The sequence below is a fragment of the Mycolicibacterium pulveris genome (assembly GCF_010725725.1).
GTDB classification, from domain to species: Bacteria; Actinomycetota; Actinomycetes; order Mycobacteriales; family Mycobacteriaceae; genus Mycobacterium; species Mycobacterium pulveris.
Genome location: NZ_AP022599.1, coordinates 2773451 through 2787079 on the forward strand (window position 1 = coordinate 2773451; position 13629 = coordinate 2787079).

Sequence of the window (13629 nt, forward strand, 5' to 3'; positions counted from 1 at the left end):
GATGGTCTGAAGGCCGCGATCGCGCCGGACCCGGAAGGGGATGGGACATGACCTTGACCATCACATCCGAGGTGGGCGACGCGCGCACCGGATCCCCCGAGCTCACCAGCGCCGCCGGCGCGGCGCTGCACGTCGGGCCGAGCTGTCTGCGCGACGGCGACGTGGGCCGGGTCGGGCTGGAGGTCGAGGCGCACTGCTTTGACCCGGCCGATCCGATGCGACGGCCGAGTTGGGCCGAACTCACCGACGTCATCGCCGACCTTCCGGCGCTGCCCGGCGGCAGCACGGTGACCGTGGAACCCGGCGGCGCCGTCGAACTGTCCGGCCCGCCGATCGACGGCGCGCCTGCGGCCATCACCGCGATGGCGGCCGACCGCGCCGTGCTGCTCGAGGCCTTCGCTGATGCCGGGCTCGGGCTGATCCTGCTGGGTGCCGATCCGCTGCGGCCCGCCCAGCGGGTCAACCCCGGTGCCCGCTACGCGGCCATGGAGACGTTCTTCGATGCCAGCCGGACCGGCGCGGCCGGCGCGGCGATGATGACGTCGACGGCGTCGGTGCAGGTCAACCTCGACGCCGGACCACGGGACGGCTGGGCCGAACGGGTGCGGCTGGCCCATGCGCTGGGCCCGACGATGGTCGCCGTCGCCGCCAACTCCCCGCTGCTCGCCGGCAGGTTCTCCGGGTGGCGCTCGGCGCGCCAGCACGTGTGGAGCCAACTGGACTCCGCACGCTGCGGCCCGGTGCTCGGCGTCAACGGCGACGACCCGGCCAGCGACTGGGCGCGGTATGCGCTCAAGGCGCCGGTGATGCTGCTGCACACCCCGCAGATCGTTCCGGTGACCCAGTGGGTGCCGTTCGCCGACTGGGCCGACGGCCGGGTGCTGCTCGGCGACCGCAGGCCCACCGAAGCCGACCTCGACTACCACCTGACCACGCTGTTCCCGCCGGTGCGTCCGCGGCAGTGGCTGGAGATCCGCTACCTCGACAGCGTGCCCGACGCGGTCTGGCCCGCCGTGGTGTTCACGCTCGTCACGCTGCTCGACGATCCGGCGGCGGCGGCCGTGGCGACCGAGGCCACCAAGCCGGTCGCCACCGCCTGGGATCGGGCCGCGCAACTCGGCCTCGGCGATCGTCGGTTACAGCAGGCCGCGCTGCGGTGCGTGACGGCCGCCGCCGAACGGGCACCGGCCGAACTCGCGGAATCGATGCACCGGTTGGTGCGTTCGGTCGAACAGGGACGGTCCCCGGCAGACGACTTCGCCGATGCGGCCGTCGAACACGGGATCGCTCCCGCGGTCGCGGAACTGGCGCAAGGGGAGATGTGACCGGTCGAGAACAACTCGCGCGCGAGCTGACGGCGGCCAGGGACCGCACGCTGCGGCTGGTCGACTTCGACGACGCCGAACTCGGCCGCCAGTACCACCCGTTGATGAGCCCGCTGGTGTGGGACCTCGCGCACATCGGTCAGCAGGAAGAGCTGTGGCTGTTGCGCGACGGCAACCCCGACCGGCCCGGCATGTTGGCCCCCGAGGTGGAACGTCTCTACGACGCGTTCGTGCATCCCCGCGCCGGCCGCGCCGACCTCCCGCTGCTGCCGCCGACCGACGCCCGCGCCTACTGCCGCACGGTGCGCGACAAGGCGCTCGACGTGCTCGACGCGCTGCCCGACGACGGTTCCGATCCGGGGGCGGCGTTCAACTTCGGCCTGGTGATCAGCCACGAGAACCAGCACGACGAGACGATGTTGCAGGCGCTGAACCTGCGGGTCGGGGCGCCACTGCTGGACGCGGGCGCACCGCTGCCCGCCGGCCGTGCCGGTGTCGCGGGCACCTCGGTGCTGGTGCCCGGCGGTGCGTTTGTGCTCGGCGTCGACGCCGCCACCGAACCGCACTCACTGGACAACGAACGCCCCGCGCACGTCGTCGACGTGCCGTCCTTCCGGATCGGGCGGGTGCCGGTCACCAACGGCGAGTGGCAACAGTTCCTCGACGACGGCGGCTACGACGAACCCCGGTGGTGGTCGCGGGCCGGCTGGGCACACCGCGTGCAGGCCGGGCTGCGGGCACCGCAGTTCTGGAACCCCGACGGCACCCGCATCCGATTCGGCCACGTCGAGGCCATCCCCGCCGACGAGCCCGTCCAGCACGTCACGTACTTCGAGGCCGAGGCGTACGCGGCGTGGGCGGGCGCGCGGCTGCCGACCGAGGTGGAGTGGGAGAAGGCCTGCGCCTGGGATCCCGCGCTGGGCGCACGGCGGCGCTACCCGTGGGGCGCCTCGGAGCCGACCGCGCACCTGGCCAACCTCGGCGGCGACGCGCTGCGACCCGCGCCGGTCGGGGCGTATCCCGCCGGCGCATCGGCCTACGGCGCCGAACAGATGCTCGGCGACGTGTGGGAGTGGACCACCTCCCCGCTGCGGGCCTGGCCCGGCTTCACACCGATGATCTACGAGCGCTACTCGCAGCCGTTCTTCGACGGCGACTACAAGGTGCTGCGCGGCGGGTCGTGGGCGGTGGCGGCCAACATCCTGCGCCCCAGCTTCCGCAATTGGGATCATCCGATCCGGCGCCAGATCTTCGCCGGCGTGCGCCTGGCGTGGTCCGTTGAGGAGGGTCAAGCCTGATGTGCCGGCACCTGGGCTGGCTCGGCGACCCGGTGTCGGTGGCCTCGCTGGTGCTGGATCCCGCCAACGGCCTGCTGGTGCAGTCGTATGCGCCGCGCCGCCAGAAGCACGGCTTGATGAACGCCGACGGGTGGGGCGTCGGGTTCTTCTCATCGGATGTGCCCGACGGCACGCCCCGCCGGTGGCGCAGCGCCACCCCGCTGTGGGGCGACGCGTCGTTCGCGTCGATGGCACCCGCGTTGCGTGGCGGCTGCATCGTGGCGGCCGTCCGGTCGGCCAGCATCGGCATGCCGATCGAAGCGACGGCGTCCGCGCCGTTCACCGACGGGACATGGCTGCTGTCGCACAACGGGCTGGTCGCCCGCGACGTGCTGCCGTTGTCGCGGCACGCCGAGTCCACCAACGACAGCGCGCTGCTGGCGGCGCTGATCTTCGAGCGCGGCCTCGACCGGCTCACCGACACCCTGGCGAAGGTCGCCGCGGCGGACCCCAACGCACGGCTGAACATCTTGGCGGGCAACGGTTCTCGCCTGATCGCCACCACATGGGGTGACACGTTGTCGGTGTTACGCCGAGACGACGGCACCGTGCTGGCCAGCGAACCCTACGATGACGACCCGCGCTGGCAGGAACTGCCGGATCGGCACCTGATCTCGGTCGTCGCCGGCGCTGACATCGAACTGATTCCGCTGAAAGGATCGTCGTGACCCTCTCGCTGTCCAACCACCTGCCGGCGAACTCGGCCGCGCGAGCGCTGCGCCGGGATGTGCTCGACGGGCTGACTCAGACGCCGAAAGCGTTGCCTCCCAAATTGTTCTACGATTCGATCGGCAGTGAGCTGTTCGACCAGATCACGCGGCTGCCGGAGTACTACCCGACACGCACCGAAGCGCAGATCCTGCGGGCCCGGTCCGCCGAGATCGCCGAGGCCTCGGGCGCAGACACCCTGGTGGAGCTGGGCAGCGGCACCTCCGAAAAGACCCGCATGCTTTTGGATGCGTTGCGCGACGGGGGAACTCTGCGGCGGTTCGTTCCTTTCGACGTAGACGCCGGCGTGCTGAACGCCGCTGGGGCGGCGATCCAGAAGGAGTATCCGGGCGTCGAGGTCGACGCGGTGTGCGGCGACTTCGAGGAGCACCTCGGCGAGATACCCCGGGTCGGGCGGCGCCTGATCGCCTTCCTCGGCTCGACCATCGGCAACCTGACACCGCAACCGCGCGCGCGGTTCCTGACCACGTTGGCGCAGACGATGCGGCCCGGTGACAGCCTGCTGCTGGGTACCGATCTGGTGAAGGACACCGAACGCCTGGTGCGCGCCTACGACGACAGCGCCGGCGTGACGGCCCGGTTCAACCGCAACGTGCTCGCGGTGATCAACCGCGAACTCGACGCCGACTTCGACCTGCAGGCGTTCGACCACGTCGCGCGGTTCAACGCCGAGGAGGAACGCATCGAGATGTGGCTGCGCGCCCGCGGTGCGCAGCGGGTGTATGTGCGCGAACTGGACTTGACGGTGGACTTCACCGACGACGAGGAGATGCTCACCGAGGTGTCGTGCAAGTTCCGTCCCGACGGGATCGCCGCGGAGCTGGCCGCGGCCGGTCTGCGGCGCACCCATTGGTGGACCGACCCCGCGGGCGACTTCGGCCTGTCGCTGTCGACCAAATGAGCCTCGGCGAGCAGTGGCGGTCGGCGCGGCCAAAGGTCGCCGGCCTGCATCTGGACAGCGCGGCGTGCTCACGGCAGAGCTTCGCGGTCCTCGACGCCACCGCGCGGCACGCGCGGCACGAGGCCGAGGTCGGCGGATACGTCGCCGCCGAGGCGGCGGCGCCGGTGCTGGACGCCGGCCGCGCCGCCGTCGCCGCCCTGACCGGCCTGCCCGCCGACCATGTCGTGTTCACCACCGGCGCCAACCACGCTCTGGATCTGCTGCTGTCCAGCTGGCCGGGGGAGCGCACCGTGGCCTGCCTGCCCGGTGAGTACGGGCCCAACCTGGCGATCATGGCCGCCAACGGCTTTGACGTGCGGGCCCTGCCCGTCGACGGCCACGGCCGGCTCGACGTCGACACCGCCGCGCGCCAGCTGGGTGTCGGCCCGCCAGCCGTCGTGCATCTCACCGCGCTGGCCAGCCACCGCGGCCTGAAGCAGCCGCTGGCCGCGCTGGCCGACGTGTGCCGAGATCTCGGCGCTGCGTTGGTCGTCGACGCCGCTCAAGCCCTCGGCCACCTTGACTGCGCGGTGCGCCCCGCGGCCATCTACAGCTCCTCACGCAAGTGGCTTGCCGGGCCGCGCGGCGTCGGGGTGCTCGCTCTTCACCCGGACCTCGCGTCGCGTCTGCGGCCACGGCTGCCGCCCCCGGAATGGAACCTGTCGCTGACGGTGATCGAGCGCCTCCAGCACGGCGAGGCCAATGTGGCTGGCCGCGTGGGCTTTTCGGTCGCTGTCGGCGAGCACCTGGCTGCCGGAGCCGAGCAGATGCGCGCCCGGCTCGCCGAAATCGGCCGGTGGACCAGGGAAGCGCTCAACGACGTGCCCGGGTGGCGGGTGGTCGAACCGCTCGACGAGCCGACCGCGATCACCACCCTGACCCCTACCGGCGGCGCCGACCCGCAGAAGGTGCGGGCATGGCTGATCGACGAGCGGGGGGTGGTCACCACCTGTGCCGAGGTGCAGCGGGCGCCGTTCGAGCTGACCGCTCCGGTGCTGCGGGCGTCACCGCATATCGACGTCACCCGCGACGAGCTGGCCCAGTTCGCCGAGGCGCTGGCCGACGCGACCGCCGAGGCAGGTTAGTCGAGGATCCCCGCCTCGCGGGCGCGCCGCACGGCGTCGCGCCGGTTGGTGACCGCAAGCTTGTCGAGGATCGCCGACACATGTTTGTCGATCGTCTTGACCGACAAGTAAAGCCGCTCGGCGAGCTCGGCATTGGTCAGCCCGTCGCCCAGCAGTCGCAGCACGTCGACCTGCCGGGTGGTGAGACCGGCGGTGTTGGCCAATGTCGTCGAGCGGCGGCGGGCGGGCACCACGGCCACGCCTCGCGCCCGCAGCCGGCCCCGGATCTTGGCGGCCACCGCGTCAGCGCCGAGCCGGTCGAGAGCGTCGAGCCCACGGCGCGCCAGGTCGGGATCGTCGGAGTCGGTGAGCGCCAGCGCGGCCTCGTACGGCATCGACCTGCTCGAGAACTCTTCGGCCGCGGCTTCGTGTGCACCGGCTAGCAGCAGTCGGTAAGGACTGGCGATCCCATCGGGCTTCACGCCGAGACCGAGGCGGTGCAGCCACATCGCCAGCTCCCCGCGTGACCACTCCACACCCACCTGCGGGCCGTCGTCCAGCAGCGCCCTACACGCCGCCAGTCGTTCGTCGGCCGTGCCTGTCACCCAAGCCCATTCGGCGATCACCGCGGCCGCCGCCAACAGCCGTATCGGTTCGGAGAGCCGCTGCGCGAGCCGCCACTGCTCGTCGACGTCTTCGGCGCCGGACGCATCGCGGCGCAGCGATATCAGTGCACGCACCGAAACCGGCCAGGCCCGAGCCAGCTCGCCGCTTTGGGTGGCCAACGCGTTGTCGGCGTCGGTCAGCGCGTCGTCCCAGTCTCCCGTCAGCAGTTCGAGCCTGGCGCGTTCGCCCAGCTGCCATGACCTGGCGAGCGGAACGTCCCGCTCGACGCTCAGCGAAAGGCTGACCTCGAGCAACTCGGCCGCCTGATCCAGCCTGCGATGCTCCACGTCGAGATACAACAGACCGGCATAGGTGTGGGCCCGGATGTCGTCCATGTCCTCGGAAGCCGATTCGATCGCCGTCAGCACCGCAGCCCGACCGTCGCTGTCTCCGGAGAACGCCGAACGGTAGCCGTCGACGATCCGCAGCCAGACCGCCAGCGCCGGATGGTCGTCGTCGGCGCTGAATTCGGTGGCCTGCGATACGAGCTGGGCTGTGCGCTCCAGGTCGCCCGACATGACGGCGATGAGCGCCTGCGTCACCAGCGCACGGCCGGCCAGCGCGCGCTCGGTGTGGCACCCCGGGGCCAGCTCGCCCGCCAGGGCCGCGATCGCTTGTTGGGCGTAATGATCTGCGGCAGAGCGGTTTCCGTCGCACCAGTGATAGGTCGCCAGCGCGTTGTGGTTCGCGCTCACCGCCGCGGGCGGGCCGAGCCGCTGGCGCAGCTGTAAGGCGCGCTGGCGCACCGCGATGGCGTCGGCCAGGCGGTCGGTCAGGAAACTCTCGTCGGCAAGCAGTTCCAGCAGCTCGACTTCGTCTTCGGCGGGCATCGGCCCCCCGTGTTCCATCGCGGTGCGGTAGAACTCGGCGGCCTGCGTATGAGCGCCCGATCGCGCCGCGGCGCGCCCGGCATCGGATGCGGCAGCCCGGATCCGTTCTGGTTCACCGACACCCAGGGCGTGATGCGTGAGCACCGCGGGATCGCCCAACGCGGTCGCCTCATAGGCGCGGATCATGCGGCGGTGCAGGTTCGGCTCGGCGCCCGGGGGAATGACGCTGCTGACTGCCAGCCGACAGAGGTCGTGGCTGAACGTGATTCCGCGCTCGGTCCGCTTGATGAGCTTGCCCTGATCCAGTGAGCGCAACGCCTCCATGGTGACGCCCAGATGGGCCAGCAGCGCGTCGGGAATCGGGCCCGTCGCGCATGCCAACAGGTACAGCAGGTCCCATTCGGGAACGTCGAGGCCCACGGTGCGCGACAAGATGGCGTCCCGCACCGTGGTCGGTAGGTCGGTGTCGGCCTGGTCGAGCATCTCGACGACGAAGAACGCGTTCCCCCCGGTGATCCGGTGCAGCCAAACCGGGTCCAGGGGACGATCGCCCACCAGGTCGGTGACGGCAGCCAGGCTCAACGGCGGCAGCGCCAGCGATCTGGCATTGGTCGCGCGCGCGACGTCGCCGAGCAGCGCACGCATCGGATGGGTGTTGTCGATTTCGTCGTCGCGGACGGTGCCGACGACGACCGAATGTGTCCGCCGGACACGGCGAAGCACGAAACGCAGAAAGTCGATGGTCGCCTGATCGGCCCAGTGCAGGTCGTCGATTACCAGCACCGACGGTCTCGTGACGAGTTCTTCGAACACCGCCGAGTAGATGTCATAGGGCCGATCGCCATCACGCAGCAGTTCTCGAGTCCGCGGCTCGAACTGGTCGGCAAGGTCGTGGATCGGGCCGAACGGCCGCGGCGTCGACAGCGGATCGCATCCGGCGAGAAGCACTTTCTCGTCGGCCGGCCAGGACCGGATGAATTCATCGACGAACGATGTCTTGCCGGCGCCGGATTCGCCGCAAATGATCGCGACGCCACCGGCCCCGGCGCGCGCCTGATCGGCCGTAGCGGCGAGCTCGGCGAGCTCGCGATCGCGCTCGATCAGCCTCACGTCGTCTGAGGCTACCCAGACCCGAAGCCTCTGACCAGCGGTAACGACGAGATGGCCAGCGGGCCCACGGTTGAATATGGGGAATTTCTCCTGATGTGGGCGCCGGTTTGGTGAGCGAACGTGTTGTCGAGGCCCGGCGAATTGCGGGCCCCGACATACGACAGGAGCAGAGCGATGAACGGCGCAGCGACGAGGACCGGCACGTATATCGGGCGAATCGGTGTTCTGGCGGTGATTCTCGGCGTCGGGGTGTGCGTGGCTCCTGCGGCCGCGGACCCGGACGCGTCGCCGCAGGCGGGGGTCGGTACGCACGCCGCGGTCGAAAAACCTTCGCTTGCTGAATGGTTCGAGCCTGTCGCTGCTGCTACCGAGGCGCCGCGAGTGCAGGCGTCGTCGCCGGTGGCGACCGCACCCGCACACCGGACGGCGCAGCGACCGGTGCGCAACGGCAGCACCGGCGAAATTGAGCCCGCGTCGACGGCTTCAGCCGGTGACCTCGCGGCTGACTTTGAGTTGAGCCGGTTCTTCTTCGCCCCAACCACTTTGGCTGCCCACGCGGCACACCGCACCACTTCGGAGGCGGCACCGACGGCGGCGGTGAGCACCAGCCTGTTCAGCCCGACGGGCGCGTTTCTCGGTGCGGTGGGTCCGGGCGGTTGGCTGATCGGCGACGGTGTGTTGCCGGGGCAGAACGGCGGGTTGTTGATCGGCAACGGCGCCGACGGGGGGCCCGGTCAGGACGGTGGGCGCGGTGGGCTGTTGATGGGCAACGGCGGCAACGGCGGGGCCGGTCTGCCCGGACAAGACGGCGGCAACGGCGGGGACGCGGGGCTGTTCGGCAACGGCGGTAACGGCGGTCTCGGCGGGGTCGGCGATGCCGAAGGCAAGGCGGGCAACGGCGGCCGCGGCGGCAACGGCGGCCTGCTGATGGGCAACGGCGGCGCAGGCGGCAACGGCGGCACGGCCGAGAATGACTCATACGCCGACGGGGGCCGCGGCGGTGACGGCGGCAACAGCGGCTTCCTCGGCAACGGTGGTAACGGCGGCAACGGCGGCAATGCCAGCAGTACCACCGAGGATGCGCTCGGCGGTAGGGGCGGCGCCGGCGGCGACGGCGGGCTGCTGGGCGACGGCGGCAGGGGCGGCCTCGGAGGCGATGCCACCACCGGATCCGGCACGGCACTGGGTGCCAATGGCGGTAACGGCGGCGCCGGCGGTAACGGCGGTCTGCTCGGCGGCGACGGCGGCGAAGGCGGTGCGGGCGGTCGCGGCACGAGCATCACCGGGAACTTCGGCGGTGGCGGCAATGGCGGCAACGGCGGTCGCGGCGGCCTGAACGGCAACGGCGGTGCGGGCGGGGCCGGCGGCGACGGCCAGAACGGGCGCGGCAGCGCCATGGGTGGCAGCGGCGGCACTGGCGGTAACGGCAACCTCTCCGGCACCGGCGGTGCGGGCGGCAGCGGCGGCGCCGGAACCAGCGAGGGCGGTGGGCTCGGGTTCGGCGGCACGGGCGGCGACGGCGGCAGCCCCGGCGGCGCGGGCGGTACCGGAGGCACCGGCAGCACCAACAACGGCAACAACGGCAACAACGGATGAGCCCACCCCGGGCCGGCGGTCGCCCCCACCGTCGGCCCGGGGGCACCCCGCACGACAGAAGGAATCAACCGATGAAGACGTTCATCATCGAGCGCGAGGTACCGGGAGCCAGTGAGCTCACGACGGCCGAACTCGCCGAGATGTCAAGGAAATGCAACATCGCCGCGGCGTCGATGGGTGTTCCGTACCGGTGGGTCACCAGCTACGTCACCGGCGACAAGATCTACTGCATCCACGAAGCCGACGACGAGACGGTGGTGCGCGAACACGCGCGGCGGTGCGGCTTCAAAGCCACCACCTTGGCCGTCGTGATCGCGGAGTTCGGGCCGCACACCGCCGACGTCTAGGGCTGGTCCCAGGTGTGCACCGGCTCGTTGCTGTGCATCCGCTCGCAGTACAGCCGCAGCATCTCGGCCAGCGCGTCGGGCCGGCTGCGCCCGCCCTCCTGCAGGGCCGTGACGGTGGCCACCTGCCAGGCCGACCCGTTGCGGCCGGTCTTGGCGCGGCCTTCGATCACGCCGAGATAGCGGTCCCGCACCTCGCTGGCCACCTCCCAGCGGCGCAGCCCCTCATCGGCCATCGGTAAGAGCTGCCGCAGCACCAGTTCGTCGGGGGTCACCTCGCCCAGCCCGGGCCAGTACAGTCGTGCATCCATGCCGTCGCGCGCCGATTCGATGAAGTTATGTTGTGCCGCAGCAAAACTCATCTTTGTCCACAGCGGGCGGTCCTCTTCGGACAGCGTGCGCAGCGTGCCGTAGTAGAACGCGGCGTTGGCCATCATGTCGACGACGGTCGGTCCGGCGGGCAGCACCCGGTTCTCCACGCGCAGGTGCGGACGGCCTGCCCCATCCTGTTCCACCACGTCGTACACCGGACGGTTCCAGCGGTAGATGGTGCCGTTGTGCAACCGCAGTTCGGCCAGCCGCGGGGTGCGGCCCTGCGCGAGTTCAAAGGCCGGGTCCTCGTCGGTCAGCTCGGGAAGAAGCGACGGAAAGTAGCGCACGTTCTCCTCGAACAGGTCGAAGATCGAGGTGATCCAGCGCTCGCCGAACCACACCCGCGGTCGCACCCCCTGCGCCTTGAGCTCGTCGGGGCGGGTGTCGGTGGCCTGCGCGAACAGCTCGATGCGGGTTTCGGCCCACAGGTGGTGCCCGAAGAAGTACGGGGAGTTGGCGCCCAGCGCCAGCTGCGGGCCTGCCAGCACCTGCGCGGCGTTCCAGTTGTGGGCGAACTCGGCGGGGGAGACCTGAAGATGCAGCTGCATGCTCGTGCACGCCGATTCCGGCGCGATCGACTCGGTCTGCAGGCTCAGCCGTTCGGGCCCGGCGATGTCGATGAGGATGTCCTCGCCGCGGGCGGTGAAGATGGAGTCGTTGAGCGCCTGATAGCGGGTCGACTCGCTCATCCACCGGCCGGTCAGGTGTTGGGGCATCAGCGTCGGCAGGATGCCGATCATCACGATGTGCGCGTCGTGGTCGTTGGCTTTTCGCTCGGCGGCGTTGAGGCTGGCGCGCACGTCGTTCTCCAGCTCCAGCGCCGCCCGGCCGGGCAGCCGCCGCGGCGGAACGTTGAATTCGATGTTGTACGCGCCCAATTCGGTCTGGTAGGCGGGGTCGGCGATCGCCTCGAGGACTTCCTGGTTGGTCATGGCGGGCTGATACGCGGAGTCAACGAGGTTGCACTCGATCTCCATCCCGGTCAAGGGCCGTTCGAACTCGAAACTGGATTGGTTGAGCATGGTTTCGAAGACGTCGAGGCACTGCTGCACCTTGCGCCGATACTCGCGCCGGTGCGCGCGGCTGTATTCGGTCTGCTTCACGTCTTCGCCCACACCGCCGATGGTTCAGTGTCGGTGACGCTTGCGCAAGTAAAACGCCGACAATCGGCGTGAACAGGGCGTGACCGTCCCCCGGGCGTTGGGCCGAGGCCGCATACTGGGCGGGTGAGCAGGCCGGCAGCCGACGACGTCGACCAGGGCGGCCTGGAGCAGGTCGCCACCGTCGACCGGGTCGCCTCGCTCACCGGAGTACGGGCCGTCGCGGCGCTGCTCGTCATGGGCACCCACGCCGCTTACGGCACCGGCACATACAACCGCGGGTACGTCGGGCTGGTGTACGCGCGGATGGAGATCGGCGTCGCGATCTTCTTCGTGCTTTCGGGCTTCCTGTTGTTCGGCGGTTGGGTGCGCGCGGCCGCCGCGGGCACCCGCGCGCCGTCGGTGACGCGGTACGCCCGCAACCGGGTGCGGCGCATCATGCCGGCCTACGTGGTGACGGTGCTGATCGCCTACGTCGTCTACGAATTTCGGGAGATCGCACCCAATCCCGGCCACACCTGGCACGGCCTGGTCCGCAACCTCACCCTCACGCAGATCTACAGCGGCAACTACGTGACCGCCTACATGCATCAGGGGCTGACCCAGATGTGGAGCCTGGCCGTGGAAGTGGCGTTCTACGCGGTGCTGCCCGCGCTTGCCTATCTGTTGCTGGTGGCGCTGTGCCGGCGCCGGTGGCGACCCGGACTGCTGTTGGCAGCCCTGGCCGGGCTGGGTTCGCTGAGCCCGCTGTGGCTGGTCGTCATCCACACCACCGACTGGCTGCCCAACGGGGCGGGCCTGTGGCTGCCGCACTACCTGATCTGGTTCGTCGGCGGCATGGTCCTTGCGGTATTGGCGGTCAACGGGATTCGCTGCTACGCGATCGCGGCGCTGCCGGTGGCTGTGGTCGCCTACCTGGTGGTGTCCACCCCGATCGCCGGCCGAACCGATGCTCCCGCACTGGATTTGAGTGAGGATGTTGCAAAGGTGCTGTTTTACGCTGTGATCGCCACCCTGGTGGTCGCACCGCTGCCACTGGGCAACCGTGGGTGGTATGCGCGGCTGCTGGGCAGCGGGCCGATGGTGTGGTTGGGCGAGATCTCCTACGAGATCTTCCTGGTGCACGTCATCGTGATGGAGATCGTGCTCGTGTCGGTGTTGCGTTGGCCGGTTTACACCGGGTCGGTGAGCGTGTTGTTCACCGCGACACTTGCGTTCACCATTCCGGTCGCATGGGTGCTGCACCGGCTGACCAGGCCCCGGGTCCGTCGGTGACCGTTTAAACCGCCGCGCGCCGGGAACTCACGGTCTGTGACCATCGTGCGACGGGCAGTGCTGACCTACCTTGCGGGACATCCGCAGGTCTACGACATCTTGCATGCGATCGTGGGAATCTACGTCGAGCGCGCCAACCGGTCAGCGACGCGCTACCACCACCTGCGGGCTCATCAGCCCGCTGCGCAGATCCACCTCGATGGCCGGGTCGGCATGGGCCGCAAGTGCTCGTAGCGCCGACGGACTGTAGGAGCGCAACGAGCTGATCACCCCGTCGTGCACGAACGGGACCAGCGGCGCGAACGGCAGCATCACCGCGAGCCGGGCCAGATGCAGCGGCGACGGCGGGCGGGGCAGATCGATGATCAGCAGCGTGTCCGCGACCCGGGTACCCTCGGCGAAGGCCCGCGCTGCCTGCGGCGGTGTCAGGTGGTGAAACGACAGCGCGAACACCGCCAGATCGAAATGGTGATCCGGCGCGTCGATGTCGGTGGCGTCCATTCGGCGCACCGTCGCCCGCGGATGTGCACCGAGGTCGCTGGCGGCCAGCGCGGCCACCGACGCCGGGTCCACATCGGTCACGGTCAGTTCGGCCGTGGGATGCCACTCGAGCAGTTTGCGGGACAATCCGCCGTGCCCGGCGCCGAGTTCGAGGACCTTCGGATCGGGTATTTCGGCCAGCTCGTCGAGCACAAGTTTCGCGAAACGCTCGGTCTCGCCGAAGAATTGGCCCGTCCATTCCAGAGCCTGCAAGACAGCGCGCTTGCGCGCCTGACCGGCGGCGTCGGCGTCGGTGTCGCGGTCGAGGTACTCCAGCCGGTCGGTCTGCAGGAGCCGATCCACGCACGACGCGTCCGGGCCGCCGCGAGGCATGCGCGCGATGTCGGCGACTGAACGGGTCATGTAGACCATGATGGACGATTGCGAGCGCCCTCAACCAG

Annotated in this window: 11 protein-coding genes and 1 pseudogene; 8 read left to right on the plus strand and 4 right to left on the minus strand. The window is 70.1% G+C overall.

Annotated features, from left to right (window positions below; genetic code table 11):
- Window positions 1-47: 47 nt before the first annotated feature.
- From egtA to egtE, 5 genes are read left to right on the plus strand one after another with little or no spacing between them, the layout of a single operon-like run.
- Window positions 48-1325, plus strand: a complete 1278-nt coding sequence (egtA, locus tag G6N28_RS13395; RefSeq protein WP_163900966.1) for an ergothioneine biosynthesis glutamate--cysteine ligase EgtA — start codon at window positions 48-50, stop codon at window positions 1323-1325.
- Entirely contained in the window at window positions 1322-2623 is a 1302-nt protein-coding gene (gene egtB, locus G6N28_RS13400; RefSeq protein ID WP_163900968.1) for an ergothioneine biosynthesis protein EgtB, read from the plus strand. Before egtA ends, egtB begins: the two co-directional genes overlap by 4 nt.
- The gene (gene egtC / locus G6N28_RS13405; protein ID WP_163900970.1) at window positions 2623-3330 is read left to right on the plus strand and encodes an ergothioneine biosynthesis protein EgtC; all 708 of its coding nucleotides are present in this window, start codon (window positions 2623-2625) and stop codon (window positions 3328-3330) included. The genes egtB and egtC overlap by 1 nt, the downstream gene beginning before the upstream one ends.
- On the plus strand, window positions 3327-4292 hold the full coding sequence (egtD, locus tag G6N28_RS13410) for an L-histidine N(alpha)-methyltransferase (RefSeq protein ID WP_163900972.1): 966 nt from the start codon (window positions 3327-3329) through the stop codon (window positions 4290-4292). The genes egtC and egtD overlap by 4 nt, the downstream gene beginning before the upstream one ends.
- Entirely contained in the window at window positions 4289-5416 is a 1128-nt protein-coding gene (gene egtE / locus G6N28_RS13415; RefSeq protein WP_163900974.1) for an ergothioneine biosynthesis PLP-dependent enzyme EgtE, read from the plus strand. The genes egtD and egtE overlap by 4 nt, the downstream gene beginning before the upstream one ends.
- Here the strand turns inward: egtE and G6N28_RS27435 are convergent.
- On the minus strand, window positions 5413-5580 hold the full coding sequence (locus G6N28_RS27435) for a response regulator transcription factor (RefSeq protein WP_407665011.1): 168 nt from the start codon (window positions 5578-5580) through the stop codon (window positions 5413-5415). The two genes, egtE and G6N28_RS27435, sit on opposite strands and share 4 nt — an antisense overlap.
- Window positions 5581-7638: 2058 nt before the next feature.
- A pseudogene (locus G6N28_RS27500) lies at window positions 7639-8001 on the minus strand (AAA family ATPase); the annotation flags it as partial.
- A gap of 174 nt (window positions 8002-8175) precedes the next feature.
- Between G6N28_RS27500 and G6N28_RS26835 the strand changes: the two are divergent.
- Both G6N28_RS26835 and G6N28_RS13430 read left to right on the plus strand, forming a co-directional pair.
- On the plus strand, window positions 8176-9597 hold the full coding sequence (locus G6N28_RS26835) for a PGRS repeat-containing protein (RefSeq protein WP_179962075.1): 1422 nt from the start codon (window positions 8176-8178) through the stop codon (window positions 9595-9597).
- Window positions 9598-9668: 71 nt separating this feature from the next.
- Entirely contained in the window at window positions 9669-9944 is a 276-nt protein-coding gene (locus G6N28_RS13430) for a DUF4242 domain-containing protein (protein WP_163900979.1), read from the plus strand.
- On the opposite strand, the gene G6N28_RS13435 is transcribed toward G6N28_RS13430, so the two are convergent.
- Window positions 9941-11428 (minus strand): glutamate-cysteine ligase family protein, encoded by a 1488-nt coding sequence (locus G6N28_RS13435; protein WP_163900981.1) that lies wholly within the window; start codon window positions 11426-11428, stop codon window positions 9941-9943. The genes G6N28_RS13430 and G6N28_RS13435 overlap by 4 nt on opposite strands.
- Window positions 11429-11539: 111 nt before the next feature.
- Between G6N28_RS13435 and G6N28_RS13440 the strand changes: the two genes are divergently transcribed.
- On the plus strand, window positions 11540-12688 hold the full coding sequence (locus tag G6N28_RS13440) for an acyltransferase family protein (RefSeq protein ID WP_163900983.1): 1149 nt from the start codon (window positions 11540-11542) through the stop codon (window positions 12686-12688).
- A 141-nt stretch (window positions 12689-12829) separates the two neighbouring features.
- Here the strand turns inward: G6N28_RS13440 and G6N28_RS13445 are convergent, their stop codons facing one another.
- Entirely contained in the window at window positions 12830-13600 is a 771-nt protein-coding gene (locus tag G6N28_RS13445) for a class I SAM-dependent methyltransferase (RefSeq protein ID WP_179962076.1), read from the minus strand.
- Between the last annotated feature and the right edge of the window lie 29 nt (window positions 13601-13629).

Bases quoted from the DNA above. Each gene is read 5' to 3' on its own strand.
- egtA (WP_163900966.1), top strand. From the start codon at position 48: ATGACCTTGACCATCACATCCGAGGTGGGCGACGCGCGCACCGGATCC.
- egtC (WP_163900970.1), top strand. From the start codon at position 2,623: ATGTGCCGGCACCTGGGCTGGCTCGGCGACCCGGTGTCGGTGGCCTCG.
- egtE (WP_163900974.1), top strand. From the start codon at position 4,289: ATGAGCCTCGGCGAGCAGTGGCGGTCGGCGCGGCCAAAGGTCGCCGGC.
- G6N28_RS26835 (WP_179962075.1), top strand. From the start codon at position 8,176: ATGAACGGCGCAGCGACGAGGACCGGCACGTATATCGGGCGAATCGGT.
- G6N28_RS13430 (WP_163900979.1), top strand. From the start codon at position 9,669: ATGAAGACGTTCATCATCGAGCGCGAGGTACCGGGAGCCAGTGAGCTC.
- G6N28_RS13445 (WP_179962076.1), bottom strand. From the start codon at position 13,600: ATGGTCTACATGACCCGTTCAGTCGCCGACATCGCGCGCATGCCTCGC.